The organism is Aequorivita sp. IT1183 (assembly GCF_058068265.1).
Window position 1 is genome coordinate 346,892 of the sequence record NZ_JBYRHS010000003.1, and the last position, 26,398, is coordinate 373,289.

Genomic DNA, 26,398 nt, shown 5'->3' on the forward strand with positions numbered 1-26,398 from the left:
GTATTTGAATTTATAATTAATATTAAAGTTTTATTCGTTTAAGTCTTAAGCTATTTGCAACTACAGATACGCTGCTGAAAGTCATTGCTGCTCCTGCGATCATTGGATCCAATAAAAATCCATTTATGGGATACAAAACTCCTGCTGCAATAGGTATTCCGATGATGTTGTAAATGAACGCCCAAAACAGATTCTGACGGATGCCCAATACGGTTCTCTTTGAGAGTTCCAATGCTTTGGGGATGGATTGTAAATCTGAGGTTATCAAGGTCATTTTCGCCACGTCCATTGCGATGTCTGAACCTTTACCCATTGCAATACTTACATTGGCCTGTGCCAAAGCGTGTGAGTCATTGATGCCATCGCCAACCATAGCTACTATCTTTCCGTCTGCTTGCAGTTTTTCAACAAAAGCTGCTTTGTCTGAAGGCATTACTTCGCCTTTGTAATTTGTTATTCCAACTTGTTTTGCGACGGCAGATGCGGTTTTATTATTATCTCCCGTAAGCATATAGACCTCAATGCCTCTTTCTTGAAGCATCTCTATTGCCTTTTTTGAAGTTTCTTTAATTTTGTCTGCAATGGCGAGTATCGCCAGCACTTGTTTTTCGTTAACAAAGAAAATTACTGTTTTTGCCTGGTCTTCTAAACTTTCTGCTGTTTGCATTAAAGAAGCGTCTATTTGAATATTTTTCTCAAGCATTAACTTATGGTTACCCACAAAATATGTTTAACCATTTTCTGTTTGGGCTTTCACGCCTTTGCCTGTAAGGCTTTCAAAGGAATCAATTTCAGCTTGTTCAATATTTTCCTCTTTCAAAAGTTTTACCACTGCCTCTGCCAAAGGGTGCTCTGATTGCACTTCTATTGCCAAAAGAATTTGCTTGTATTGATTTTGATTTTCAAGTTTATCCTTCCAAAATATATCAGTTACCAATGGTTTTCCTTCTGTAATTGTGCCTGTTTTATCAAGAATGACAGCATTCACTTTATAACCGAGTTCTAAACTTTCGGCATCTTTTATAAGAATGTTGTTTTCTGCACCTTTACCAATACCTACCATAATGGCAGTAGGTGTTGCCAATCCTAACGCACAAGGACAAGCAATAACCAAAACCGCTACCGAGGTTAATAAAGCTTGCGAAAATGCATTCTGCCCTCCTACTGACATCCAAACAATGAACGTAATAATAGATATCCCCAATACGACAGGAACAAATATTCCAGCAATTTTATCGACCAATTTTTGAACTGGTGCCTTACTTCCTTGTGCTTCCTGAACCATTTTAATGATTTGGGATAGCAAGGTTTCTCCACCTACTTTTTCGGCAGTAAATTGAAAACTCCCTTTTTGGTTAACTGTGCCTGCAAATACTTTTTCATCCTTTGTTTTTTCAACTGGAACGGGCTCTCCCGTAATCATACTTTCATCTACGTAAGAGCTTCCTTTGGAAACTTCTCCATCCACAGGTATTTTTTCTCCCGGACGTACTAAAATGGTTTGCCCCACTTGCACAGCTGAAATAGGAATTTCTTTTTCTTCCCCATTCTCAATAATTTTTAGTGTTTTGGGCTGTAATCCCATCAGCTTTTTAATGGCCGAAGAGGTATTTGACTTTGCCTTTTCTTCCAAGAGTTTCCCCAAAGAAATAAAGGTTATAATTACCGTAGCAGCTTCATAATAAACGTGTGGCTCGATACCACGACTCAACCAAAATTCAGGAAAAAAGGTATTGAATACACTAAAGAGAAAAGCGATTCCGGTACTCAATGCTACCAAGGTATCCATATTCGCTTTACCGTGTTTGGCTTGCTTGAAAGCATTGATGAAAAAACTACGACCGAACCAAAAAAGTATGGGAAAAGTCAATACCAAAGAAATCCACTTACCCAGTTCCCATTGCATATAGAACATTCCCAACACAAAAATGGGAAGCGTAAGAATTGCTGACCAAATGGTGCGATTTTTTATGTCTTGATAATGCTTTTGCTGAAGTTCTTGTTGTACTTCCGAGGGATTCTCCGCATCAATGATAATGTCATAACCTACCTCACGTAAGGCATTTTGTAGTTTTTCTTCTGTAACGGTATCATCATAGTCCACAAGTACCGAACTGCTCGCGAAATTAACGCTGGCACTATTTACGCCGTCAGTATGCGAAAGGACGGATTCAACGCTAGCTGCACACGATGCACAGGTCATTCCCGTAATAGGAAATGATTTTTTTACTCCCTGTTTAGAAGGTTTTTCTTTGGTTTCAAATACGTTGATTGTCTCCATAATCCCATTTTAATTGTACACTACAAATTTCAGGATTAAAGGACTTTAAGGTGTTACGTTTTAAGCAGAATGATTTGTAGAATTTGCTTAATTCGTTGAATTTATAAACAATTATAGCTACCCAATTAATTTCAGAATGCCTCTTAATATCACTGAAATTAAAATATTTTTTACAGCCTTTTATCTTTTAATGATATATCAAAATACAGAATAGTACTAATCCAACTTTAATACCAATTGCGCAAACTGCACTTCTATAGCCTTATCCAATCCTGGTATTACGGAATCCAAACCCGTTTCTGAAACCAAAACCTGTCCTGTCGCACTTATCAGACAAGACATATTAACGCCATGTTCTATATGGGTAATGGTTGCTTTAAATTGTGATTTATAGGATTTTCCTTGATATGAAATCTCCACCTGCCAATTAAAATTGATAGGCTCGTGACGTTTTGCCATAAAATCCACGGATGGAACTGAACCTGTAAACCGAAGGATTAACGGCTCTTCCCACTCTTGTAAAATGGTATTTAACTCAGGAACATCTGTCGTTAAAGTCTTAAGATCAATAACACCATTTATTATTTTAGATTCGTAATCAAGAAATAAATCCAAATCATGACTTTCTGCCTTGATAGGCTCACCGTCAACCAAAGTCATCATCTGAATATGGCCATCATTGGTTTTATAAATTTTTTGAGCCGTAGTCTTACAAAATGTAATTAAAAGGATCGTAAAAACAAATAGTTTAGCTTTCATATTATTATAATTTTAATGTGTTTTTGTTTATAGCTCTATTTAAAATTTATATCTCATCTAACGCTATTCGATTTTTATCTACAGACTTTTTAAACTGTGAAGATGTCATTCCTGTAACCTTTTTAAACTGATTGCTTAAATAAGCTACGCTACTATAGTTAAGTTGAATGGCTATCTCACTCAAGGTTAATTCATCATAAACAATAAGTTCTTTTATGCGTTCAATTTTTTGGTTGATGATGTATTGCTCAAACGTTATGCTTTCTACTGATGAGAATAGTGAACTCAAATATTTATAATCAAGAAGAATATTTTCGCCTATATAATCTGCCCATTTAAAACCCAGCTCCTCGGAAGAATGGTGGATTTTATCAACAACTAATGTTTTCATTTGTTCTATAAGTTGACTTTTACGGTCGTCAATCAAACTAAACCCTGAATTTTGAAGTGCTTTGGAAAGACCATTTTTGATATTTGCATTTAATGCTGAAACCAATAAAACTTCCCCCAATTTAATAGAAACATACGGTATTTCAAGTTGTTCCAAAATATTAGATACTGCCGAAATACATCTTGCGCAGACCATATTTTTAATATGGATAGTCTCGTTCATATGGTACTTATTTCAAAATAATGTTATTCCAGATTTATATAGAGAATAATAAACGGCAGCTATTGCAGCAACCACAAAAATCAATACCATAACAACCAAACCTATAATTTTATCCTTTTTTGAAATATCAGTTATAGGTTGATGCTTTTTCCTTTCAGATTTTCTTTTATATCTTCTACTTTCACTCATTATCGGTCGCCGTGATAAAACCAAGATTACTTTATGGTCATATACAGATTACTTGATTAATCCATAATTCATTTATTCTAAGGTTGCTTTTACCTCTCCACAGGTTTTCATAGCTTCTCCATAATATGGGTTTCGCACCTCTTTTTCTAAACTTATCCAATAAGCACCCTTATTGTTATCGGCCATTGGGCAAAACTCTACATAAACCTTTTGATTAACCCCAAAAAGTTGCACACTACTAATCATATGAGCAGAAAGATGCTTAAAGTGTCCTCTTTGCGTTGCTATATCTGAGCTGTTCTCAATAGCTTTAGCAGAGGTCTTTATCTCCTTCTGAATGGTCATCCAATGATTATGTGCCTTTTCATCAGATAATAATTTCATATCCACATTTTTCAAGGATTGGTCTATTTGCTTTCCTGCCTGTTGAGCACCTTTGGCGTTATCATTTACCAATGCATCTTTTAACAGGATATAATCATCAAAAACCTGTTTTAATTGATTTTGAAATTTGTTTGAAACGGCAATCCTTTCCTTCATTTGGGAATGATTGGTTTTATCCACGTTTTCTACAGTAGTATTTTTATCTTCTTGCATTCCTAAATGGCCTTCATGACCTGTCGTTGTTTTACCACCTGTGGCATTCATCATACTTTTTTTGCCTTGTAATTGTGCAGCTGCATCTACGGTAAACGTTCCGTAAGTTACCACCTCATCTCCATTCTTTAAACCTTCCAGAATAGTATAACTATCGCCAGTGGCGTTGCCTAATAAAACTTCTCTCATCTCAAAAACAGCCTTGTTAGGATTTGTTTTTACATAGACTACAGAGCGTTCTCCTGTCCACATAACAGCTGTTGACGGTACGGAAACGGTATTCTCGGTACTTGTTTGGGCACCCTTAATTATTCCTTCCACAAACATTCCTGGTTTGAAAAGATCTTTCTTGTTTTCCAGAACCGCTCTTACTACGATTGTTCGAGTAGCTGAATTTAATAAAGGATCTATAAATGAAACTTTTGCATCAAATACTTCATTTCGGTAAGCATTGGTAGTTACTTTGATTGTTTGTCCTTTTTTTAAATAAGCTATTTGGTTTTCGTAAGCATCAAATTCTGCCCATACTGTATTGAGATTTGCAATTTTGTATAAGGGTTGTCCTTGCTTTAAGTAATCACCTTCTTCTACCATTTTCTGTGTTACCGTTCCTGAAACTGTTGCAAATACAGGAAAGTTCTCTTGCACTTTTCCAGCAGTTTCTATGGCATTGATTTGCTTTTCTGAAAGTTTCCAAAGTTTAAGCTTGTTTCTAACTGCCTTATATAATTCTGGTTGCGATTCTTTCAAGGATGAAGCGGTAAGCAGTTCTTGCTGTGCTGCAACCAATTCGGGCGAATAAATAGTTGCCAAACGTTGGCCTGCTCCAACACGCTCTCCTGTAGTATTAACGTAGAGTTTTTCTATCCTTCCTCCAAAATATGTGACCTGTACGGCATTGGACTCTTCATTAGCTTTAATTTTACCAGATAATTTCAGAGAATTACTATCCATTTGTCCTTGTCCTACAATTGATGTTTGGATATTGGCCAGAGCCATAGCGTTTTCAGTCATTTTTATTTCATTGGCACTTAGGCCTTCGGCACCCGTTTCGGCAGGAATTAATTCCATACCACAAATGGGACAATCGCCAGGTTCTGGTTGCATAATCTGTGGATGCATAGAACATGTCCACATTTGATTAGATGCAATTTCTTCTGAATGTTCGTGCTTGTCTTTCGTATTACTTGTCGCCTTATTTGCCGAATCTCCACCGAATAGTAGAAAGCCGCCTAATAGGCCAACAATCACGGCTAAGCCTAAATACATGATGTTTTTATTCATTTTAATTTTATTTATTTGTTATTCTCCAATCGTTTTATCATTGCTTTCATTTCTGCAATTTCCTTTTCTTGTGCTTTAATTATATCATCCGCTAATTGCTTAACCTCTGGATCTTGTATATCAGCTCGCTTACTAGTCAATATAGCGATAGAGTGATGCGGTATCATTGCCTTCATCCAGAGTACATCGCCAATAATTGGGGCTTGAGCCCTTACAAGGCCTAACGAACCAGCAAAAAGAATAATACTACCCAAAACAATTGCTATATTCTTCTTTTTATTCTGATACATAGTACGCATTGCTACAAACATTATAATGGCCATAGCAGCAATACCCAAGCAACTCATATAAAATCTTGTAAGACTAAAGTAGACGTGATCTAATTGATAAGAGTTAAGATACATTGTAATGTACATTGCCACGAATGATGCTACGAGCATACCCACAAATTTTGTGTAATTATTTTTCTTTAAATTTTGATGTGAATTTTCCATTTTATGTTGATTTTAAGGTTACTTATTTTCGTTTCTTTTTAACTATTTTTCTAATGGTTGGCGATGATGTATACCAAAGTAGAAAACCACTTAATACCATAATTAAGCCTAATAATGAAAACGCTCGCAATACTATGGTATTAAAATTGTCTCTGCCTTGATAATCCATTGTAACTAATTAATTCTTTTAATTAAAACCTTTTAGTTTGAAAAAATTCAGATAAAACTTCAAAGTGCCTGATACGGAAGGGAACATAGAAACTACCAGGTAAACTATGTGTCCCCTCCAAGATCAGGGCTTTATTATAAACCATTCCTTAATATTACTCCTCATTGATTTCCTTTCTACTAGAAAAATTAAAATAACGATGTTTCCTTATATCTTTTTTAGAGTTTTTATTTCTACGCATCTATTACATTATTAATCTTAATTTGAATACCGTCAATATTTGAAAAACAGGCTGTTACTAAATTAGCCCCTTCTTAATAGCAGGTATAAATCACCAATCAAAATAATGGCAATAATGGCGTAATTGAACCATTTTCTAACTACAGACTTATCCGTTGTAGTTTGACACCCGTCTTTGCAAAATTCTTTCATATGTTATATGATCTTTTTTATGCAAAATCCTTTAAATAATAATTAAAAATGAAAGGCAAGCATTTATTAATCAATAAGCCATCCAAAATGTTTACCCCTCAAAATGAAGTATTCTTCACTAAACTTCTCTTCTTCATAAGTTTTTAATTGCCTGACATAGGAAGAGAGATTTTATTATTTAGGGGATACTTTATCTCTCTCCCTTGTGCAGGCTGGTATTAACTAAATCAACTTCTCTTTTTCAAAATTCTTTGTGCCTGACACGGGAAGGATTTCACTAACTATTAATCCTATTTTCCTTCCCACGGCAGGACTTGATAACTCTTCAGATATCCCTTTTATGCTACAACCTTCTGACAATAAATAAACAGGACCTTAAAAAGGTTTTATGTAAAAGCTTAACTATTGAATAGTTTTTTGAACTTTTCCGCATTTAAGCATTTTACTGCCGTAATACGGGTTTCTAACTTCGTTACTTGTACTTAACCAAACACTACCCTTATCATACATTGGGCAAAATTGCTCGTATAACGTGATTTTTGTCCCCGTAACTGCCACCATATCAGTAATGTCCTTGCTCAATATTTTAAAATGCTCACGTTGATGGTCTATGGCACTTTCAGAAATATGTTCTGCATGTTCGGTCGCATCTTCTATAATATCGGCCAGCTCTGTTTGCTGTTCTTTTGTATAGCTAGTCATATCAAATGCTTTAAGAGAGGCTACCAATTGAGTGCCTGATTCTGCCGCTTTTTTAGTGTCATCTCCCACCAAAGCATCTTTTAAATTGAAATAATCCTTTAATATAGCTTCTGCCTTTGCATCACTATTTTTATTCATCATTTTGCTATGGTCCATTTTCATATCTCCGTGATCATTATTCATTTTTTCTTTTTCCTGTGCATTGGTAAAAGAAACTGCTAACAATAGGATAACTGTTATACTCATTTTTAAATTTTTCATTTTTCTTTATATTAAATTGTTGTTTATAAATTATCTTTTAATTGTGTGATAAAATTGATTAATTCTTCTGCTTCAACTTCTGAAAATGATGCTTCACTATGTATCAAAGTGTAAGAATCCAAAGGCATCTCGCCATTTTCGATCTGCTTGACAATTGACGTTAACTTACTTTTCTTTCTTCGACTGGATAATGAATCCCATTCGTTGAAGTTAAGCTCAGCTTTTCCTTCTTTGATATGGTCTTCCAAAAACCAAGAAACAGGTTGAATCTTATTATACCAAGGATAGGCAGTATTATTACTGTGGCAATCATAGCAGGATACCTGTAACTTTTTTTGAATAGTTTCTGGCACATCATTAACCTGCATAAAATCGGTTGACGGAACAGTATCACTTTGGTTGCGTGTAGTGGGAACAAATTGAATTCCCACAAACGCTACCAATACTATTATTGCTATGATTTTTATTATTCTCATTTAGTTAATCTCTCTTTGCACCTTACCGCATTTCAACATTTTACTTCCGTAGTAAGGGTTTTTAACATCTTTAGTCATACTTAACCAAGTACTACCGTCGTCGTACATTGGGCAAAACTGTTCGTATAGCGTACTTTCAGTTCCTGTAATTGCAACCATATCGGTTACATCTTTACTCAATATTTTAAAATGTTCTCGTTGATGGTTTATGTCACTTTCAGAAATATGTTCTGCGTGTTCCACAGCATCTTCAATAATATCTTTTAATTCAGCTTTTTGAGTATCTGAAAAACTTGATGAAACATCAAGTTTTCCAAAACTTATAGCTATTACTGCTCCAAGTTCTTTTGCTTTAGCATTATCATCTGCAACCAATGCATCTTTAAGGTTGAAGTAGTCCTTCAATACGGCTTGTGAATTACCCGTTCCACTCATTGTCATTTCCTTTTTATCGGCATCGTGATGACCATCACCATTATCGTGATTCATTTCTGAATGATCTTCACCAGGACTCATTTCAGAATGGTTTCCATCCGTGTTATTTTGTTCTTTCTTGTTGTCTTTACAAGACACTGCTGTTAAGGTTATAAATGCTATCGCAACTATACCTATTGTTGATTTTAATTTGCTCATTTTGTTTTAATTTAAATTTGTGTTTATTAATTGTTATTACTGCTTTTTGATAAGATTCTTATAATTTTTCAATGACGTTTTCCAGCATTGCAGTTATTTCACTGGCAACCTCATTCAATTTTTCATTCTCTACAGCTTGCATCGATGCCATTGGGTTAACGGCTGCAACTTCAATGATACCTGCTTCAATTTCCTGCACTATGACATTGCAGGGCAACATCGTTCCAATTTTATCTTCTGCCTGCAAGGCTTTGTGTGCAAAAGGCGGATTACAAGCACCAAGGATCCTATATTTTTTAAAGTCTATATCCAGTTTTTGCTTTAGGGTTGTTGTAATATCAATTTCTGTGAGTATTCCAAAACCTTCTTCCTTCAATTCTTTTTTCACTTTCTCGATAACCGCTTCAAAAGTTCCATTAACTGTTTTATTAAAGTAGTAGTTCATCTTTTTGTTATTTAGTTATTAAAATCTTGCGGATAGTCCTCCCCCTGCACCAAAACGGTTATCATAGCTAGCCATAAGTGATAAATTTCGCGACAAGACATACTCAACACCAGCGCTCCAGACTACTTCTTTTTTAAAATTTATATCTTGTGGTAACTCGTCCACCCATCCAAAGTCTGCTTGATACTCGTACATTCCAAAAACAACAGTTCTCGGAAAAATGGTTATGGCACGACTTAAACTGATTTGTGGCCGTAATTTACTATCCATACGAACATCCAGATTAAACAGGTAGGGTGTTAAGTATCGTACTCCCGCTATTGCAGTTTTATTAATTTCATCAAGACTATTTTCTCCTTCATTTTCAACATTCACACCACCAAAAACACGGAAATAATCGTGCAGATAGCGTTCGTATGTAAATTCCGCCTCAATATTTTCATTCCATCCGTATTCTGCCGATAGCGTAAACTGATTTCTAATATTGGACGTCATAAATGTTGCACCAGTCATATGAGAAACAGCATCAACCATTCCCCACGAATACCATTGATTTGTTTCGTGAATTAATTTTGAAACAGGAGATGCTTCCATTCTCGTATCTCTAGGTGTATCATAACTTATTACGCGAGCCATTCCACCCATCATATGATATAGAATATGACAATGGAAAAACCAGTCGCCATATTCATCCCCATAAAACTCAATAGTAATTTCTTGCATTGGCGGCACATTTACGGTATGTTTTAAAGGCGAGTATTCCCCATTTTTATTGATGACTCTGAAAAAATGACCGTGTAAATGCATTGGATGGTGCATCATTGTTAGGTTATTTAATTTGATTCGAGTAACTTGATTTCCTTTTATCTTTATCTTATCTGATTCGGCCAGCGGAACCCCATTCATACTCCAAATATATCTGCTCATATTCCCTGTGAGGTTCAATAAAATTTCATTTACAGGTGTATCTGGCGCATAGGTTGTTTTTTCGGGGGACTTCAAATAATCATAATTATATTCTGAAAACATATCCATTCCCTGCATCGTATTTGAGTCCTTATCATTCATATCCATCGTTTTAGACTTTGCAGGTTCCTCCATTTTCATTTCACTATTTGCCATTTTAGAATGATCCATATGTGTCATTGTAGAATCCGTCTTCATACCGTCAGACATCTTATCTGTTTTTATATTGGAATGATCCATTTTCATATTCCCATCCATTTCCATACCTTTCATAGCATCCATCTGCATTCCATATTCATCTTTCATTTCAAAACGTTCGTCTTTACCCGGTTGAAATTTAAGAGCGTGTGCACCCATTTTCATTTTCATTTTCGCCATTTTTTGCATCATTTCGATTTTATCAGGTTTCTGCACGATTTCCGCAGGAAGAATTTTACCACTACCAATATATGCTAAGGCAGTACCAGATCCGTCTTGCGCCATTGATCGAAACTCAATTTTACCATCTTCGGGAACTGTTATTATAAAATCATAGGTTTCTGCAATGGCGATAAAAGTTTTACTACGTTTTATAGGAACAATGTTCTTTCCGTCAGCCGAAACTAGTGTTGGTTCTTGACCACCAAATGTCATCCAGAATTGAGATGAAGCAGCACCATTGATGATTCGCAAGCGCACTTTTTCGCCAGCTTTAAATTCAGGATATTCTGCTACCTCTTTGCCATTAACTAAAAACGCGGGATAATAAATATCTGCTATATCTGCACCTTCCATTCGTTGGCGCCAGAAATTTAATTGTGCGCCAAAAGCACCTCTTGCAATTACTTGATTTAAAGGTGTAGATGTACCTTTCTTCATTTGGTACCACTCATTGCCTCGCTTTAAATTTCGGAGAACATTCATTGGTTTTTCGTTTGTCCAGTCAGACAGCATTAATACTAATCCTTTATCGTAATCCAAGTTTTCTTCTTTTGGATGAATGACGATTGAGCCAAAAACACCGCTTTGCTCCTGTAGCATTGTGTGCGAGTGATACCAATATGTTCCATTTTGGTTGATTGCAAACTCATATTTAAAAGTGGTTCCAGACTTTATGGGTGGTGTAGTTAAATAAGGAACGCCATCATAAAAATTCGGTAAAAGAATTCCGTGCCAATGCACCGAAGTTTCAACGCTCATTTCATTTTTCACATAAATGACCGCATATTCGCCTTCAGTAAATTCGAGTGTTGGACCAGGAATTGTTCCGTTTACAGTCATACCCTTTACTTCCTTACCAGCTTTGTTAACTATTTCTTCACGAAGGGTAATGGTATATTCCTTTACCGGTAAATTATCGACGTTTCCTTCCACAGACTGTGCGAAAAGTACCTGACTACTGGTAGCGATAATAATTATAATAAGATGTATAATTTTCATTTTAAAAGTTTTATCAAGAATATAAATTTTTGTTGTTTTCAAGTTTGAGTCATTGAATGATGCGCTCAATTAATTCGTTAAATAATTAATAAGCGCGGTTTGAACATAATAAAGCTTTGTTGTTTCAATCTGTCCCATTTGAAACTTTAACTGCAATTCCTGAATGTCTAACACGTCATTGAAATCAATAGTTCCTGTTTCATAATTTTTTATGAGGATTTCTTCCGCATCTTCAGCTTGCTTCAGGTTTTTCTCTTGTGTGTTGAATTTAATTCGCGACTGATTGCGTTGAGAAATTGCCTTTGATAATTCAGCCACTAGCACATTCAACCTTTCATCTTTTTGGGATTGTATCTCCTGTTTACGCAGTTCATTTTGTTTTGAAATTGACTTATAGCGCTTGTTGAAAATGGGAATAGTAATTGAAACCATTGGCATAACGATGTCTTTCCCATTGTCAATTAGACTCATATCCGTTCTTTCAGAAACGGGTATATAATCCAATCCAAAACCGAACATTGGCAACGCCTCCCGTTGATTCAAAAGCTCCGATTGAGCGACTGATTCATAAAGCTTATCATATTTGAGCAATTCTGGATTTACAGATAGGGCCTCGTAACTATAAAAATTGTCCACTTCTGGAATTTCCAAAGAAGAAACCACTAACGCATCTTTATCATATTCTCGGTTCATCAAACTGTTCATAGCTGATTGTATGCCCTTATTTTGCTGAATCAAAACATCTTTCTCCTGTTGTAATTCGTTCTGCCTAATCTGTAAACGCAACACATCTACTGCTGATGCCTTTCCTACTTCTAAGGAAGTAAGCGCAAGACGTTCATAGGTCTGTAGGAGTGCTATATTTTCATCTAACACTTCCTGCTTCGCCCTGATTTCATATAGTTGGTAATAGAATTGCGAAACAGAAAGCGCAAGCTTTCGTTTTGCAATGGTCACTTCCACAAATTGGGCTTCGGCCATTGACGTGGCATAATTTTCCCTTGCTGATATGGTTCCAAACCACGGCAACATTTGTTTTACAGAAAAACGAGCACGTTGTGCTCCCACACGTGTTTCAGGTTCCGTAACAAAATAACCTGCACTTATTTCGGTGTTGGGAATCCAATTAGCTTCGTTTATCTTTTCTTCTGCTACATTGAAGCGCAGTTCAAAAGCTTGGATTTCTGGGTTGTTCTTTTCGGCCTCCTGAATATAGGATGCTAAATCTTGTGCATTTAATTCCGCAAAAGCGAAAAAAACAATTGTTATTAAAATTATATATCTCATTTTGTAGCTCGTTTTAATTGAAATTCTTGTTTCCAGCTGAATAAAACTGGCACAACAAATAAGGTTATAAGCGCAATGAGCATCCCTCCAAAGGACGGTATAGCCATTGGAATCATTATATCACTCCCTCGACCGGTTGAAGTTAAAACTGGTAATAGTGCAAGAATTGTAGTTGCCGTTGTCATTAAACACGGACGAATACGCTTTTCTCCTGCTTCTACTACAGACGCCCTAATTTCCTGTTTTGTTTCTGGTGTATTTTTATCGAAGGTTTGGGTCAAATAAGTTGCCATAACAACACCATCATCCGTAGCAATACCAAAAAGGGCAATAAATCCAACCCATACTGCAACACTTAAATTAATGGTGTGCATTTGAAAGAGCTCTCGCAAGTTTTCACCAAAAAAGTTGAAGTTTAAGAACCAATCTTGCCCATAAAACCAAATCATTAAAAATCCTCCTGCAAAGGCTACAGCAATACCCGTAAATACCATTAGCGATGTGCCAACAGAACGGAACTGGAAATAGAGAATAAGAAAAATAATACCTAGTGCCAATGGTACTACAACCCCCAAAGTTTTCTCGGCTCGCAATTGATTTTCATAAGTACCTGTAAATCGATAGTTAATACCTTTAGGGACTATAAGTTCGCCACTATCTATTTTTGATTGGATAAGGGCTTGTGCGTTTTCTACCACATCTACTTCGGCAAAACCATCAAGTTTATCAAAAAGTACGTAACCCACTAGGAAGGTGTCTTCACTCTTGATTACTTGTGGACCTTGTTCATATCTAATAGTTACAAGTTCACTTAATGGAACTGGACTTCCATTTTCCACAGGAACATAGATGTCCTTTAAATCATTTGGGTTTGCGCGTAACTCCCTTGGGTAGCGAACTCGAATACCATATCGTTCTCTACCTTCAACAGTTTGGGTGAGTACCATTCCACCAACAGACACTTGTATAACTTGCTGTACCTGTTCTACGGTAATACCATATCGAGCAAGTCGCTCTCTGTCAATATCCAAAAGCAGATAGGGTTTCCCGACAATACGGTCAGCAAAAACAGCTTCGTCTTTAACACCTTCTGACTGTTTTAATATGCCTTCCAACTGTACTCCAAACGCTTCAATTTCTTTTAAATCCTGTCCTTTTACCTTTATTCCCATTGGTGCTCGCATACCAGTTTGCAACATTACCAAACGGGTTTCAATGGGCTGTAATTTAGGTGCTGAAGTAACTCCTGGAAGCTTTGTAACCCTAACGATTTCTTTCCAAATATCATCTGGGGATTGAATTTCAGGTCGCCAGTTCCTGAAGTATTCGCCATCCTCATCTGGTATCAGTTGTGAACGATGAACCGAATATGGATCTTTGGTTTTGGAAATATCGTAGTCGGCTGCTTCATTAACTTCGCTATTGGGGTTTACAACTAAACTTCCATCTTTTAAAATGAAAAGTCCGTCTTCGTCTACCTTATAACGTTGTCTTTTCCTATTCTCATTTAAAATATATTCAGATTTGTACTGAATCATGTTTTCATACATCGATAAAGGAGCTGGATCTAATGCCGATTCAGTACGACCAGATTTACCAACAACGGTTTCAATTTCTGGAAGGCTTGCTACTGCCATATCTAGTTGTTGTAAAACACGTTTATTCTCTTCAACCCCAGCGTGTGGCATAGAAGTGGGCATTAACAGAAATGAACCTTCATTAAGTGATGGCATAAACTCCTTACCTGTATCGCGCATTATCAATACCCCAAAAATTATAATTGCGGTGGGTACGGAAAGAAACAACAGCTTATTGCGTAATGCCCAATTTAAAATTCGCACATAATATTTTCTGAAAAGGGTGAAAATACCAAGAAGACCAAAACAGATGAGACCTACAAAAATTAAATTTATAAAGATGCTTCGATCTACTCCTAATGGCCTCCAATATTCAGCCAGTAAAAATATGATGGCAAACGCGGAAATATAAATGTTAAGAGTATTTGCACGACTTGAAGTTAACCTTTCTCTTAACTTTAAAAATCCAGTAACCGCAAAGGCCAATAATATCAAACCGAGAAGGTAACCATACACAATAGCAATGATACCAAGAACTACAAGTGCTCCATTTAAAATATAATTGTATGTTTTTTTAACACTACGTTGCTTAAAAAGGAAAGCGGCAAATGGCGGTATTAAAAATAAGGCAACAATAAGGGATGCAGTTAGTGCAGAAGTTTTAGTAAATGCTAAGGGTCTAAATAATTTTCCTTCTGCACCAATCATTGTGAATACAGGAATGAAACTTATAATAGTAGTCATTACCGCCGTCAATATAGCCCCTGAAACTTCAGCAGTTGCATTATAAACTACAGTATTTATCGGTATTTTTTCGTCATTTTCATCTAGATGTCGCAGTATATTTTCTGAAAGAATAACACCCACGTCAACCATTGTACCAATGGCAATTGCAATACCAGATAAGGCTACAATATTGGCATCCACATTGAACAGTTTCATCGAAATAAAAACCATCAATACAGCTACTGGCAATAATCCTGATATTAGTATTGATGCCCTTAAATTGAACAGCATCATAATTATGACGAAAATGGTAATGAGTATTTCTAATGATAGTGCTTCATCGAGCGTGCCCAATGTTTCTTGAATGAGTTCTGTTCTATCATAAAATGGAACAATGGTAAGCTGTGACGTTCTTCCATCTTTTAATGTTTTCGATGGTAAACCAGAACTTAATTCATTAATTTTTTCCTTTACGTTATTGATGACATCCATTGGATTTGCACCATATCTTGCAACAACAACTCCACCTACCACTTCTGCACCTTCTTTATCTAAAATACCCCTTCTTGTAGCGGGTCCGTGGGAAACTTTTGCAATGTCCTTTAAGCGTATTGAGGTAAAATTCTCTGATGTGACTACAGCATTTTCTAAATCAGCAATGGATTTAACATATCCCAAGCCACGTATTAGATATTCCGCTTGATTTATTTCTAGGGTTTGTGCCCCCACATCCTTATTACTTTGTTTTACTGCTTTAACAACTTCATTTAAACCAATCTTGTATTGTTTCATCAACTCTGGATTGACATCTACTTGGTATTCTAAAACATAACCTCCAATCGAGGCTACTTCAGAAACACCGCTAGCTGAAGACAGTGCATATTTCACATAGAAATCTTGAATGCTTCGTAATTCCTGCAAATCCCAACCGCCTGTTACGTTTCCGTTGTCATCTCGACCTTCTAGGGTATACCAATATATTTGACCCAACCCAGTAGCATCAGGACCCAATGCAGGATTTACTCCGTCTGGTAAAAGTCCTGGTGGTAGTGAATTTAGCTTTTCAAGTATTCGGCTTCGGCTCCAATAGAATTCGATATCCTCTTCAAAAATGATATAGATACTAGAAAATCCAAACATGGAAGAACTTCGTATGGTTTTAACCCCCGGAATACCTAGAAGTGAAGTCGTTAAAGGATAAGTAATTTGATCCTCAATATCTTGTGGGGAACGTCCATCCCATTTGGTAAATACAATTTGTTGATTCTCGCCAATATCTGGGATGGCATCAACGGCTACAGGGTTACGTGGAAATGAGCCGGTGTTCCATTCAAAAGGTGCATTTACGACACCCCAACCCACGAATAAAGCTAATAGCAAAACAGCTACCAGTTTATTCTCTATTAGAAATTTGATGCTTTTATTCAGCATAGATATGATTATTAAGTAATTATAAATCTTGTTTAAAAAGTGATGTACAAGCAGAATTGTCCAAAACAATTTAATGCAGGACTACAGTTCTAATTACTTAAAAATCAAATAAGGAAAGTTTGGTCTAAAACTTGAATATCCTTGACCAAGGGAGGAGGAGTATAATCTCTATATGAGTTTAAATCTTCTTGAGATTCAAAAAATAAATTTATATAGGTATGGATAAAAGCAGCAACAAATATTTGTTGGTTTTTATCAATTTTGTCGAACGACGTTTTCAATGTGTCTTGGCCTTCAACAAGAACTTGTTCATCACTACAACAATCTTTTTTGGAAATGTCGCACTCCGATGACGGAGATTGCTGCTGAATTTCCATGCCGCAAGTTTCAACGTGACCAAATAAAGAAGAATCCACTAAAATATCGCCGCAATAATGGCTATCAACAGTAAATGAAAAAGTTGATAGTAGCACGATAAGTGCTAGAGAAAATGACGTTATTTTATGAAAAACTTTTTTCATTATAGTTACAAAGTTATGAAAAACTTATATCAAAACGTTTATTTAACAAATAATTAGAATTATGAAATTATCAAATGTATAATTACAATGCATTAAATATGATTGCAAATGAAATCTAATTAGCAATAACTATTTATGACAATGGTCATATTTTTGTTCTAACTTTAAAATTATCTTCGCTTAGATTAATTTTGCCATTAAGATGTAAATATTTGATAATGATTCGAATAAAAGGCACTCTGAAACTTTCAAATAATTTTGATTGTCAAATAATATTTAAACTGTGAAATCTTTTTTTACCAAAATATTGTCCTTTTTTTTAGCAGTAGTCATACTGTTTTCTACCTCTTCTTTTAAGGTAGATCTGCATTTTTGCTGTAATAAATTGGTCGATATGTCAATTCTGGGCGAGGTCAAAACCTGTAAAGATAAAGTTCAAGAAACAGTTATTCCTACCAAACAATGTACTACCCTGCAAGAGAAAGATTGTTGTAGCAATCAGTCCATATTCAAAAAAGGAGATGACACTTTCAAAAAATCCAATATCGTAGCAGAACCTGAAACGCTGGTTTTCTTAAATACTTTCATTTATAGTTATATCAATCTTTTTATGGGATTGGAAGATAAAATAATTTCCTTTCAAACCTACAGGCCACCACTGCTCTCTACAGATATAATTATTCTCAACGAGACCTTTTTAATTTGATTTTCTACATCGCAGATTGAATTTAATCTGCATTGCCTCTATAGCCACAGTTTTACTTCTGGCTAACATTTGTTGTACCCTGTTTCAACTACACCGTACATTATTCATCAAAACCGTACAGAGCTAACCCTGTTAGCTACAAATAATTTAAACTATTGGGTTAAAACCTGACTGCAATACATTAAACACTATGAGCAAGCCAAAAGAATTTTGGATTAAAAATATGGTCTGTAATCGCTGCTTAAAGGTAATTCAGCAGGAATTACAGCAACTTGGTGTAACCGTAGTTTCTCTGGAATTGGGACACTTGTTAGTAGAAGCACCAAAAAAGACCAACGATGAAGTTGTCAATGCCGTAACAACCGTAATCCTCGCCAATGATTTTGAAATCGTTCGGAATGAAGCAGAAATGCTCGCGGAGAGAATCAAGATTATTTTAATAGAACAATTGCAAGAGTTGCCATTACATATTAAGGTTAATACATCCGAACTTCTGGCATCAAGTCTTCATAAGGATTATAAAGCACTGAGCAAACTATTTTCTGCGTATGAAAAAACCACAATAGAGAAATACTTTATAAAACTAAAGATTGAAAAGGTAAAAGAACTAATTCAGCTTAAACAATATTCATTTTCTGATATAGGCTATATATTGGATTATAGCAGTGTCAATCATTTGTCCAGACAGTTTAAAGAAGTAGTGGGTATAAGTATGACGGACTATAAAAATACGGAAAACTGGAAACGGAATTTCTATGACGAAATTATATAGATAAGAAAGAAAGTTATGCAGAGCATAATACTGCAAAGCCAATAATTTTAAACAATTAATTTAAAACAAATACCTATGAAAACACTAACAATTATTTTATCGATTATTGGGCTTTTTAGCTTAAACAGTTGCATGCAAGAAACAAATCCTCTAGCGTTAATGGAAACTCATGAATCCCGCACAGAGGTTTATAATGCCATTGCCGAGAATGACGGTTATATGACAGAGTTTATGGCAAATATGCAAAACGACGAAAACGCCATGCAAATGATGCAGGGCAACAAAAAAATGATGAGCTCTATGATGCAAGGAGAAGGAATGCAAATGATGATGAAAGATAGCATGATGATGAAAAACATGATGCAGGGAATGATGGGCAACATGGAAGGCCGTCAATCAATGATGAACGGAATGATGAATGATGGCAAAATGATGGGAGCTATGATGCAAATGATGCACAAAGAAGGTATGATGAGCGAAGATTGCATGGAGTCGTGCAAGAAGATGATGGCTGAAAAAGGAATAGATATGGAGGGAATGAATAAGATGAAAAAGTGAGTTACAAGATGAAAATATTGAAGTTTAATCGATAAAATTTAAAATTATGATGAACAATAACGAAGATCACTATTACTGGGGAATGCATATGGGCTGGTGGATTGCCATACCTCTAATTTTAATAGTATTAATGGTAATAATATTTAATTCCAGAAAAAATAACAAATAGTGCACGATTCATCGAAATATTAGAGATATAAAATTTAAGACAGTTTTCAATACTAAAATCAAATAAAGAAAAATTATTATGGAGATTTTAATAGTAGCAACCAAGAGTTGTCAACATAGGCCTTCACTTGAGAAAGTGCTTCAAAAAGCTTGGTTACCCTACAAAGTAAATTATTTTGAAGAACATCCCAAAATATTTGAAAAATATCAATTGAAACACTCACCGTTATTGATTGTAGATGGAAAAGTAGCATCCATTGGTATGCCCGAAATAGATATAGTAAATGATCTAAAGACAAGAAATAGGGATATATCAGAGATTAGAACCTCTAAAAGAGATAAGAACCATATGATTCCCAAAAATATAGGTACAGAATCTGGCTTAGTGGAAGTTGATGTAACATGGGGCAGTATTCAATCAATAAAGGCAGCACAAACCGTGCATACGGTTGGTGAGGTAGAAGTATATCAGCACCACATGAAGGATTTGTCCATTATCGATGCGCGAAAACCCGATACCTCTGATGGAGTAACTATTCCAGGATCAAAAAATATTCCTTATGACGAGTTGGTAGGAAGAATGGAGGAATTGGACGAGAGCAACCCCAGCATATTTTTTTGCAATGGGCCACAATGCCCACAGTCATCAAGCGCTATAAAGAACCTCTTGGATGCAGGTTATCCTGCTGATAGAATTTTATATTACAGGGGAGGAATGCATGACTGGATTACATTAGGTCTTCCGGTACAAAAATTATGAAAGTAGTAATGACTATTCCCAGTTGGGTAATGAATTTTTGGGATTATTAACTATTAAAACTATACGATTATGATGATGTGGTGGTGGATATTGATACCGGTTGTGCTTCTATTGGGCGTATATCTGTACAATGGAAGAAATAGATAAAATACCGTTAAGAGGCAAAATCTCATGGATATCCTCGACAACCGGTCCGCCAAGGGCGAAATATCCAAAAAATAATACGAAGAAATAAAACGGGACATTGATTCAAAAAAATGAATAAACAACAATTTTATATAAATGAGTATTAATCTAAATTCAAATTAAAATGAAAACAATTGTAAAAACCTTAATGATTATCGGAGTAGTAAGCACATTATTTAGCTGTAAATCAGTGTTTAATGCGACTGAAACAATGGAAACTCAAGCTAATCGAAACGCTGTGTACCAAGAAATAATTGCGACCCCAAGCCAACTTAGCGAATTTATCGACCTAGCACAACAAGATGCAGGAGCAAGAAAGATAATGATGCAGAACCATATGCAAATGATGGAATCTGGAAATATGAAAATGATGATGGAAAAAAACCCTGAAATGAAAGAAAAAATGCAATCCCATATGCAGATGATGATGGAAAAAAATCCGGAAATGATGCAAAAGATGCAATCCAAAATGCTCGATAAAATGATGGAGAGTGAAAAGGGTCGTAAAATGCTGATGGATGAAATCCATAACAACGAAATGATGAAAAAGGAGATGAAACCAAAGATGATGGAAATGATGAATGACAACCCTGAAATGATGGAAGAAATGATGGAAAAGATGAAAGAGAAAAAATCTAATTCAGAAAATCATAAACACTAATAATTATGATGATGTGGTGGTGGATACTGATACCGGTTGTGCTTGTATTTGGCGTATTTCTATACAATGGAAGAAATAAACAAAATAGCGAGAAGAGAGAAAATCCTATGAATATTCTGGACAACCGATTCGCCAAGGGCGAAATATCCAAAGAAGAATATGAGGAACAAAAACGAACGTTGAACCCTAAAAACTAAAATTATGAAAAATCACTGGTTATGGATGGTTCTGGGTTGTGGATTACCACTCCTATTTATATTCTTTGCCCCCTCCTTGGGTATTGGAGGTGGCACGGCACTATTTACTTTATTCATAGTGATGTTTGCCTTTCACTTACTGATGCCAATGAAACACGGCGGCCATACCCACGGGCTGTCTGATGAAAATTTAAATAGAAAAAGAAATGATAATGACCCTGAACACAAGGGTCATCATCATTAAAAAAAAACAATGACACAAAAATTTCAAATAAACGTAATCGGTTGTGGCGGTTGTGTCGCTAGGGTCAAAAAGACTTTAGAAGAACACCCCAATATTGAGGAAGTCGAGATTTTCTTGACGCCAAAAGGCGCTACACTTATCACAATGAAAGAAGCTCTTTCGGTAGCTGAGCTACAAAAACAGCTCAGCGACCTTGACGGATATACAATAACTATAATAAATCAATAACAATTTAAAACTATAAATTATGCACTATTACGACGGAAGTTTTTGGGGAATGCACCTAATATGGTGGATTATATGGATCATATTAATCGTTTGGATATTCTTTATCCCGGCAGATATCCCATATCAAAAAACAAAGAAAGACAGCCCACTGGATATTCTAAAAAAACGTTTTGCCAAAGGCGAAATATCCAAGGATGAATTTGAAGAATCGAAAAAGATTTTAAAATTAGAAGACTAATACAAAAACATAAAACTATGTATCGATTAAATGTAAAAAAACTCGGTTTTGCCTTCGGGCTTACAGGTGCCATAATTTATTTAGGCTGTATGATTGTAATGGCAACAGCAGGACAGGAAGGAACAATTATCTTTTTCAACAGCCTATTGCACGGCTTGGACACTTCAAGTCTCATCAGAATGGACGTTCCATTATTAGAAGCATTCTTTGGTATCGTTCAAACTTTCATTCTGGGCTGGTTGGTTGGGGCGTGCATAGCAGCTTTTTATAATGCTCAAATAAAGGTTGTAAAGTAATAATGCTAGTTAGCATCTATGCCCTATAGTTAATTTGTATGGTCAGTAATTATTCATACACGTTGGACAGTTTTTATGCATACAATCCAAGTTGTATAATATGAAACAAGTGAAAAACTTATGTCCATAAGCGGTTTTAGAAATAGATTGATGGATGGTTTTAATTGGGCGGTAAGCTATTTCTCTTATGAAAAGAACAATCGCGTGATTATTAGAAATTTTAAACCAAAAGCTTCAGTTAAGAATACGAAGAAATAATTTAACTATGAAAAAAAGCAAAGACCAAAAGAATAAGCTCTCCCTAATAGGTTCCATATCTCTTGGTACAGGCGTAATGATTGGCGCTGGCATATTTGTCCTTATGGGGCAAATAGCAGAGTTAGTGGGTGATTTATTCCCGATTGCTTTTATAGCTGGTGCCATTGTGGTAGGTTTTAGTTCCTATTCCTATGTAAAGTTCTCAAACGCTTTTCCTTCCTCTGGAGGGGTCGTCAAATTTTTAAATAAATCTTACGGTCCAGGAACAACAACAGGAGTTTTTTCTTTGTTGATGTATGTCTCTATGGTAGTTTCAGAAAGCTTGGTAGCAGGCACTTTCGGAGCATATACACTTCGGTTATTCCCGGAAAGTTTTGTCGGTTACGCATCGGTTTTTGGTATTCTGCTTTTGGTAACAGCATATATCGTGAATATTTTAGGCAATAAGGTAATTGGCACAACAGCCACCTTTACAGCAATTATTAAAGTTGCGGGTATAGCAATACTTGCCATTGCTGGTCTAATAGTTTCCGGATTTGCAGATATTACTGGAAACTATATTCCAAAAAATACCGAAGAATTGCCACAGGGATTAGGCTTTGTAGCTGCCCTGGCATTGGCAATTCTTGCTTATAAAGGGTTTACAACCATTACAAATCAGGGCGGGGATATTAAAAACCCGCATAAAAACTTGGGACGATCCATCATTATTTCTATTCTAATCTGCACGATCATTTATGTAGCACTGGCTTTGGCAGTGGCCGGAGGCTTAACCATTCCTGAAATTATTGCTGCAAAAGATTATGCCCTTGCGGCGGCCGCAAAACCTGTTTTTGGGGAATGGGGAACTTGGTTTACCATTGGCATTGCAATAATAGCAACAGTTTCTGGTGTTATTGCCAGTGTTTTTTCATCATCGCGCCTGTTGGCTATGTTAAGCAATATGAAGCAAGTACCTTCCTTAAAAAGAATGGGGAACTTTAAAAATCCCGCCCTCATCTTCACGGTTTCACTTGCCATTTTACTCACTGCCCTACTCGATTTAACAAGGATTGCTTCTATAGGAGCTATATTTTATCTCATTATGGACATTGCAATTCACTGGGGGCTTTTCCGCCATCTAAGAAAAGAAGTGAAATTTCAACCTCTCATTCCCTTAATAGCCATAGTAATGGATATCGCGGTGCTCACTGCCTTTCTTTATTTAAAATACTTGAATGACTCATTGGTACTTATCGTTGCAGCTATCGGGATTATTTTAATAATTGTTGCGGAACGACTATTTATGATTTCGCATACAGACGATGATGGAAATATGCCGATGGGAATGGAAACTACGAGTAATAATAACAATTAAAAATATAAGATTATGAAACAAGAAGTAGCAATTAAAGGAATGACCTGTGGCGGTTGTGTTAGGACCGTTGAAAAAGCTTTGAGTCAAATAGAAGGCGTAAAAGCGGTATCGGTAAGTCTTTCACCACCACAAGCAGTGATTCAAGCAGATAGCGCTATAAGTACGGCACAATTACAGGCAGTACTATCAAAAGCAGGCAATTATGGAATTGTAGGAACTCAAGAGACAAATAAACCAAAAAAATCTGGTGGTGGATGTTGTGGATAACCGTCAGTTCTGGAAACTTCGGCCTCTTATTGATGGAGGCCGTTATTTATGCCTTAAAATTGAAACCCATCAGAAAAACATATTTAAACAATAACATAGATTTTAGTTAATTAAAATAAAGAACAAATGAAAAATATAGCAGTTATCGGCTACGGTGTCATTGGAAAAAGAGTGGCCGATGCCATCAATCTACAAGACGATATGAAACTTGTGGGAGTGTGCGATATTATCAGCGATTGGCGCATTCAAAATGCCGTAAGAAAGAATTATAACATCTACGCAGCTACTCAAGAAGCCGCTGATAAAATGAAGTCCGAAGGGATTTCAGTAAAAGGCAATATGCAGGAACTTTTAAACAAATCAGACCTCGTCGTGGACTGCACGCCTAAAAAAATAGCGGCTCAAAATGTAAAAATATATAAAGAAAAAGAAATTAAATTTATTGTTCAAGGTGGCGAAAAACACGAAACCACAGGCCATTCCTTTAGTGCCGAAAACAATTATCAATCCGCTATAAATATAGATGCTACAAGGGTTGTTTCCTGTAATACCACTTCTATCTTAAGAACTTTAACCGCTTTAAAAAGAGCTGAATTATTAGATTATGCTAGAGGTACACTTTTAAGAAGAGCTACAGATCCTTGGGAAAGTCATTTAGGAGGCATTATGAACACAATGGTTCCCGAAAGAGATATTCCGAGCCATCAAGGTCCTGATGCCCAAAGTGTCGATCCAGATTTGGATGTAATCACTTCCGCAATAAAAGTACCTGAAACCTTAAGCCATTTGCATTACTGGAACGTGAAATTGAAAAAACAAACCACAAAGGAAGAAGTACTAAAGGCTTTTAAAACCTCCAGCCGTATTAAACTCATTCAATATGACCAAGGTTTGGTTTCCAACAATACCATTAAGGAAATGTTTTTGGATATGGGCAGGCCTTGGGGCGATATGTATGAAGTTGCCCTTTGGGAAGATATGCTGAAAGTAGTAGGCGACGAACTGTTCTATGCCTATGTAGTGGATAACCAAGCTATTGTTATACCTGAAACTATCGATGCCATTCGCGCACTCACTGGAATTGAAATGGATGGAGCAAAGTCAATTTCAAAAACCAATGCAAGTTTAGGAATACATTAATCTTTATTGAAATGAAAACAGAGAAAAATATATCAGAAATCTTAGGAGAAAAAGCATCTTTCTATTTGAATCACGTTTGTGAAAAAATAACGAAAGATGAATTGCAAACCCCTAGCAAGAATTCTCTTGACGAGGTATTTGTCAACAGCAACAGAAATCCGCAGGTACTACGAAGTCTTGCACAATTATACAATCACGGAAATCTGGGAGGCACTGGATATTTAAGTATTCTTCCTGTAGATCAATGCATTGAGCATAGCGCAGCCTTTTCATTCTATAAAAACCCAGATTATTTTGACCCAGAAAACATTATAAAACTCGCTACTGAAGCTGGCTGCAATGGTGTGGCGTCAACATTTGGTGTGTTGGGATTGAACGCCCGAAAATACGCTCATAAAATACCATTTATAGTAAAGATCAACCATAACGAGCTCCTCACCTATCCCACTAAATATGACCAAACCCTATTTGGCAAGGTAAAAGCGGCTTGGGATATGGGAGCAGTTGCAGTAGGTGCCACCATTTATTTTGGTTCAAAAGAAAGCAACAGACAGCTTAAAGAAATAGCTGAAGCCTTTGAAGAGGCACACAATCTAGGAATGGTTACAATATTATGGTGCTATTTGCGTAACGAAGCCTTCAAAACTGAAAAAGAAAATTATAACGCGGCTGCCGATTTAACAGGGCAAGCAAATCATTTGGGCGTAACCATTCAGGCAGATATCATCAAACAAAAATTACCAACCAATAATTTCGGCTTCAAAGAAATCGGGTTTGGAAAATATGATGATGAAATGTACAAATCGCTTACCACAGACCATCCCATTGACCTATGCAGGCTGCAAGTTGCTAATTGCTATATGGGAAAAATAGGGTTAATCAATTCTGGAGGAGGATCTAAAGGTGAATCAGATTTCACCGAAGCGGTGACAACGGCTGTCATCAATAAAAGAGCTGGTGGCTCTGGGTTAATTATGGGAAGAAAAGCATTTCAAAAACCTTTTAGTAAAGGAATTGAATTATTGCAAACGGTGCAACAGGTATACCTTGAAGATAGCATCACAGTAGCCTAATAATAATCTAAAAAAAATAAGAATCGC

Annotated in this window: 27 protein-coding genes and 1 pseudogene; 15 read left to right on the forward strand and 13 right to left on the reverse strand. The window is 36.0% G+C overall.

Translation table 11 applies throughout. The features are described 5' to 3' along the window. Positions 1 to 22: 22 nt before the first annotated feature. From AC3RVF_RS07150 to AC3RVF_RS07210, 13 genes and pseudogenes are all read right to left on the reverse strand, one after another. Positions 23 to 2,281, reverse strand: a pseudogene (locus AC3RVF_RS07150) (heavy metal translocating P-type ATPase). A gap of 216 nt (positions 2,282 to 2,497) precedes the next feature. Next, positions 2,498 to 3,040 (reverse strand): hypothetical protein, encoded by a 543-nt coding sequence (locus AC3RVF_RS07155; protein ID WP_489693083.1) that lies wholly within the window; start codon positions 3,038 to 3,040, stop codon positions 2,498 to 2,500. A gap of 46 nt (positions 3,041 to 3,086) precedes the next feature. Then, on the reverse strand, positions 3,087 to 3,653 hold the full coding sequence (locus AC3RVF_RS07160; protein WP_489693084.1) for a helix-turn-helix domain-containing protein: 567 nt from the start codon (positions 3,651 to 3,653) through the stop codon (positions 3,087 to 3,089). Positions 3,654 to 3,914: 261 nt separating this feature from the next. Further along, on the reverse strand, positions 3,915 to 5,723 hold the full coding sequence (locus AC3RVF_RS07165; protein WP_489693085.1) for an efflux RND transporter periplasmic adaptor subunit: 1,809 nt from the start codon (positions 5,721 to 5,723) through the stop codon (positions 3,915 to 3,917). An 11-nt stretch (positions 5,724 to 5,734) separates the two neighbouring features. Beyond that, entirely contained in the window at positions 5,735 to 6,217 is a 483-nt protein-coding gene (locus AC3RVF_RS07170; protein WP_489689622.1) for a DUF305 domain-containing protein, read from the reverse strand. 1,003 nt (positions 6,218 to 7,220) lie between these two features. Beyond that, a complete protein-coding gene (locus AC3RVF_RS07175; protein WP_489693086.1) occupies positions 7,221 to 7,781 on the reverse strand; it encodes a DUF3347 domain-containing protein in 561 nt (186 codons plus the stop codon). 23 nt (positions 7,782 to 7,804) lie between these two features. Continuing rightward, positions 7,805 to 8,257, reverse strand: a complete 453-nt coding sequence (locus tag AC3RVF_RS07180; protein WP_489689619.1) for a heme-binding domain-containing protein — start codon at positions 8,255 to 8,257, stop codon at positions 7,805 to 7,807. Next, entirely contained in the window at positions 8,258 to 8,890 is a 633-nt protein-coding gene (locus tag AC3RVF_RS07185) for a DUF3347 domain-containing protein (protein ID WP_489689618.1), read from the reverse strand. A gap of 58 nt (positions 8,891 to 8,948) precedes the next feature. Further along, positions 8,949 to 9,335 (reverse strand): DUF302 domain-containing protein, encoded by a 387-nt coding sequence (locus AC3RVF_RS07190; protein WP_489689617.1) that lies wholly within the window; start codon positions 9,333 to 9,335, stop codon positions 8,949 to 8,951. A gap of 18 nt (positions 9,336 to 9,353) precedes the next feature. Further along, positions 9,354 to 11,720, reverse strand: a complete 2,367-nt coding sequence (locus AC3RVF_RS07195; RefSeq protein ID WP_489693087.1) for a multicopper oxidase domain-containing protein — start codon at positions 11,718 to 11,720, stop codon at positions 9,354 to 9,356. Between the two features lie 69 nt (positions 11,721 to 11,789). Further along, positions 11,790 to 13,007 (reverse strand): TolC family protein, encoded by a 1,218-nt coding sequence (locus AC3RVF_RS07200; RefSeq protein WP_489693088.1) that lies wholly within the window; start codon positions 13,005 to 13,007, stop codon positions 11,790 to 11,792. Further along, entirely contained in the window at positions 13,004 to 16,741 is a 3,738-nt protein-coding gene (locus AC3RVF_RS07205; RefSeq protein WP_489689614.1) for an efflux RND transporter permease subunit, read from the reverse strand. The genes AC3RVF_RS07200 and AC3RVF_RS07205 overlap by 4 nt, the downstream gene beginning before the upstream one ends. A 104-nt stretch (positions 16,742 to 16,845) precedes the next feature. After that, positions 16,846 to 17,262 (reverse strand): HYC_CC_PP family protein, encoded by a 417-nt coding sequence (locus tag AC3RVF_RS07210; RefSeq protein ID WP_489689613.1) that lies wholly within the window; start codon positions 17,260 to 17,262, stop codon positions 16,846 to 16,848. Positions 17,263 to 17,545: 283 nt separating this feature from the next. Here AC3RVF_RS07210 and AC3RVF_RS07215 point away from each other — a divergent pair, with 283 nt between their 5' ends. The 15 genes from AC3RVF_RS07215 (at position 17,546) to AC3RVF_RS07285 (ending at position 26,371) form a co-directional block, all read left to right on the forward strand. Continuing rightward, complete coding sequence (locus tag AC3RVF_RS07215) at positions 17,546 to 17,968, forward strand: HYC_CC_PP family protein (RefSeq protein ID WP_489689612.1); 423 nt, start codon at positions 17,546 to 17,548, stop codon at positions 17,966 to 17,968. Positions 17,969 to 18,158: 190 nt separating this feature from the next. Beyond that, complete coding sequence (locus AC3RVF_RS07220) at positions 18,159 to 18,740, forward strand: helix-turn-helix domain-containing protein (RefSeq protein WP_489689611.1); 582 nt, start codon at positions 18,159 to 18,161, stop codon at positions 18,738 to 18,740. A 75-nt stretch (positions 18,741 to 18,815) separates the two neighbouring features. After that, positions 18,816 to 19,298, forward strand: coding sequence for a hypothetical protein (locus tag AC3RVF_RS07225; protein WP_489693089.1), 483 nt, complete (start codon positions 18,816 to 18,818; stop codon positions 19,296 to 19,298). 46 nt (positions 19,299 to 19,344) lie between these two features. Continuing rightward, a complete protein-coding gene (locus AC3RVF_RS07230; protein ID WP_489689608.1) occupies positions 19,345 to 19,467 on the forward strand; it encodes a hypothetical protein in 123 nt (40 codons plus the stop codon). A 78-nt stretch (positions 19,468 to 19,545) separates the two neighbouring features. Continuing rightward, on the forward strand, positions 19,546 to 20,226 hold the full coding sequence (locus tag AC3RVF_RS07235; RefSeq protein ID WP_489689607.1) for a rhodanese-like domain-containing protein: 681 nt from the start codon (positions 19,546 to 19,548) through the stop codon (positions 20,224 to 20,226). A 310-nt stretch (positions 20,227 to 20,536) separates the two neighbouring features. Continuing rightward, complete coding sequence (locus AC3RVF_RS07240; RefSeq protein ID WP_489689606.1) at positions 20,537 to 21,073, forward strand: hypothetical protein; 537 nt, start codon at positions 20,537 to 20,539, stop codon at positions 21,071 to 21,073. 5 nt (positions 21,074 to 21,078) lie between these two features. Next, entirely contained in the window at positions 21,079 to 21,270 is a 192-nt protein-coding gene (locus AC3RVF_RS07245) for an SHOCT domain-containing protein (RefSeq protein WP_489689605.1), read from the forward strand. Positions 21,271 to 21,274: 4 nt separating this feature from the next. Beyond that, positions 21,275 to 21,514, forward strand: coding sequence for a hypothetical protein (locus AC3RVF_RS07250; protein ID WP_489689604.1), 240 nt, complete (start codon positions 21,275 to 21,277; stop codon positions 21,512 to 21,514). 9 nt (positions 21,515 to 21,523) lie between these two features. After that, complete coding sequence (locus AC3RVF_RS07255; protein WP_489689603.1) at positions 21,524 to 21,742, forward strand: heavy-metal-associated domain-containing protein; 219 nt, start codon at positions 21,524 to 21,526, stop codon at positions 21,740 to 21,742. A 19-nt stretch (positions 21,743 to 21,761) separates the two neighbouring features. Next, positions 21,762 to 21,980 (forward strand): SHOCT domain-containing protein, encoded by a 219-nt coding sequence (locus AC3RVF_RS07260; RefSeq protein WP_489689602.1) that lies wholly within the window; start codon positions 21,762 to 21,764, stop codon positions 21,978 to 21,980. A 17-nt stretch (positions 21,981 to 21,997) separates the two neighbouring features. Further along, complete coding sequence (locus AC3RVF_RS07265) at positions 21,998 to 22,276, forward strand: DUF5676 family membrane protein (protein ID WP_489689601.1); 279 nt, start codon at positions 21,998 to 22,000, stop codon at positions 22,274 to 22,276. Between the two features lie 265 nt (positions 22,277 to 22,541). Next, positions 22,542 to 23,891: an APC family permease gene (locus AC3RVF_RS07270; protein ID WP_489689599.1), complete on the forward strand. Its 1,350-nt coding sequence runs from the start codon at positions 22,542 to 22,544 to the stop codon at positions 23,889 to 23,891. Between the two features lie 12 nt (positions 23,892 to 23,903). Further along, positions 23,904 to 24,158, forward strand: a complete 255-nt coding sequence (locus AC3RVF_RS07275; RefSeq protein ID WP_489689598.1) for a heavy-metal-associated domain-containing protein — start codon at positions 23,904 to 23,906, stop codon at positions 24,156 to 24,158. 126 nt (positions 24,159 to 24,284) lie between these two features. After that, complete coding sequence (locus AC3RVF_RS07280; protein ID WP_489693090.1) at positions 24,285 to 25,298, forward strand: type II glyceraldehyde-3-phosphate dehydrogenase; 1,014 nt, start codon at positions 24,285 to 24,287, stop codon at positions 25,296 to 25,298. A gap of 11 nt (positions 25,299 to 25,309) precedes the next feature. Next, positions 25,310 to 26,371 carry a class I fructose-bisphosphate aldolase gene (locus AC3RVF_RS07285; protein ID WP_489689596.1) on the forward strand — a complete coding sequence of 354 codons (1,062 nt, stop codon included), beginning with the start codon at positions 25,310 to 25,312 and terminating at the stop codon, positions 26,369 to 26,371. Positions 26,372 to 26,398 lie beyond the last annotated feature (27 nt).

Excerpts from the sequence above, each read along its gene's own strand:
- AC3RVF_RS07195 (WP_489693087.1), bottom strand. The coding sequence starts at position 11,720 with ATGAAAATTATACATCTTATTATAATTATTATCGCTACCAGTAGTCAG.
- AC3RVF_RS07245 (WP_489689605.1), top strand. The coding sequence starts at position 21,079 with ATGATGATGTGGTGGTGGATACTGATACCGGTTGTGCTTGTATTTGGC.
- AC3RVF_RS07205 (WP_489689614.1), bottom strand. The coding sequence starts at position 16,741 with ATGCTGAATAAAAGCATCAAATTTCTAATAGAGAATAAACTGGTAGCT.
- AC3RVF_RS07275 (WP_489689598.1), top strand. The coding sequence starts at position 23,904 with ATGAAACAAGAAGTAGCAATTAAAGGAATGACCTGTGGCGGTTGTGTT.
- AC3RVF_RS07170 (WP_489689622.1), bottom strand. The coding sequence starts at position 6,217 with ATGGAAAATTCACATCAAAATTTAAAGAAAAATAATTACACAAAATTT.
- AC3RVF_RS07225 (WP_489693089.1), top strand. The coding sequence starts at position 18,816 with ATGAAAACACTAACAATTATTTTATCGATTATTGGGCTTTTTAGCTTA.
- AC3RVF_RS07280 (WP_489693090.1), top strand. The coding sequence starts at position 24,285 with ATGAAAAATATAGCAGTTATCGGCTACGGTGTCATTGGAAAAAGAGTG.
- AC3RVF_RS07185 (WP_489689618.1), bottom strand. The coding sequence starts at position 8,890 with ATGAGCAAATTAAAATCAACAATAGGTATAGTTGCGATAGCATTTATA.
- AC3RVF_RS07265 (WP_489689601.1), top strand. The coding sequence starts at position 21,998 with ATGTATCGATTAAATGTAAAAAAACTCGGTTTTGCCTTCGGGCTTACA.
- AC3RVF_RS07175 (WP_489693086.1), bottom strand. The coding sequence starts at position 7,781 with ATGAAAAATTTAAAAATGAGTATAACAGTTATCCTATTGTTAGCAGTT.
- AC3RVF_RS07235 (WP_489689607.1), top strand. The coding sequence starts at position 19,546 with ATGGAGATTTTAATAGTAGCAACCAAGAGTTGTCAACATAGGCCTTCA.
- AC3RVF_RS07230 (WP_489689608.1), top strand. The coding sequence starts at position 19,345 with ATGATGAACAATAACGAAGATCACTATTACTGGGGAATGCATATGGGC.
- AC3RVF_RS07250 (WP_489689604.1), top strand. The coding sequence starts at position 21,275 with ATGAAAAATCACTGGTTATGGATGGTTCTGGGTTGTGGATTACCACTC.
- AC3RVF_RS07270 (WP_489689599.1), top strand. The coding sequence starts at position 22,542 with ATGAAAAAAAGCAAAGACCAAAAGAATAAGCTCTCCCTAATAGGTTCC.
- AC3RVF_RS07220 (WP_489689611.1), top strand. The coding sequence starts at position 18,159 with ATGAGCAAGCCAAAAGAATTTTGGATTAAAAATATGGTCTGTAATCGC.
- AC3RVF_RS07260 (WP_489689602.1), top strand. The coding sequence starts at position 21,762 with ATGCACTATTACGACGGAAGTTTTTGGGGAATGCACCTAATATGGTGG.
- AC3RVF_RS07285 (WP_489689596.1), top strand. The coding sequence starts at position 25,310 with ATGAAAACAGAGAAAAATATATCAGAAATCTTAGGAGAAAAAGCATCT.
- AC3RVF_RS07190 (WP_489689617.1), bottom strand. The coding sequence starts at position 9,335 with ATGAACTACTACTTTAATAAAACAGTTAATGGAACTTTTGAAGCGGTT.
- AC3RVF_RS07180 (WP_489689619.1), bottom strand. The coding sequence starts at position 8,257 with ATGAGAATAATAAAAATCATAGCAATAATAGTATTGGTAGCGTTTGTG.
- AC3RVF_RS07165 (WP_489693085.1), bottom strand. The coding sequence starts at position 5,723 with ATGAATAAAAACATCATGTATTTAGGCTTAGCCGTGATTGTTGGCCTA.
- AC3RVF_RS07255 (WP_489689603.1), top strand. The coding sequence starts at position 21,524 with ATGACACAAAAATTTCAAATAAACGTAATCGGTTGTGGCGGTTGTGTC.
- AC3RVF_RS07200 (WP_489693088.1), bottom strand. The coding sequence starts at position 13,007 with ATGAGATATATAATTTTAATAACAATTGTTTTTTTCGCTTTTGCGGAA.
- AC3RVF_RS07155 (WP_489693083.1), bottom strand. The coding sequence starts at position 3,040 with ATGAAAGCTAAACTATTTGTTTTTACGATCCTTTTAATTACATTTTGT.
- AC3RVF_RS07210 (WP_489689613.1), bottom strand. The coding sequence starts at position 17,262 with ATGAAAAAAGTTTTTCATAAAATAACGTCATTTTCTCTAGCACTTATC.
- AC3RVF_RS07160 (WP_489693084.1), bottom strand. The coding sequence starts at position 3,653 with ATGAACGAGACTATCCATATTAAAAATATGGTCTGCGCAAGATGTATT.
- AC3RVF_RS07240 (WP_489689606.1), top strand. The coding sequence starts at position 20,537 with ATGAAAACAATTGTAAAAACCTTAATGATTATCGGAGTAGTAAGCACA.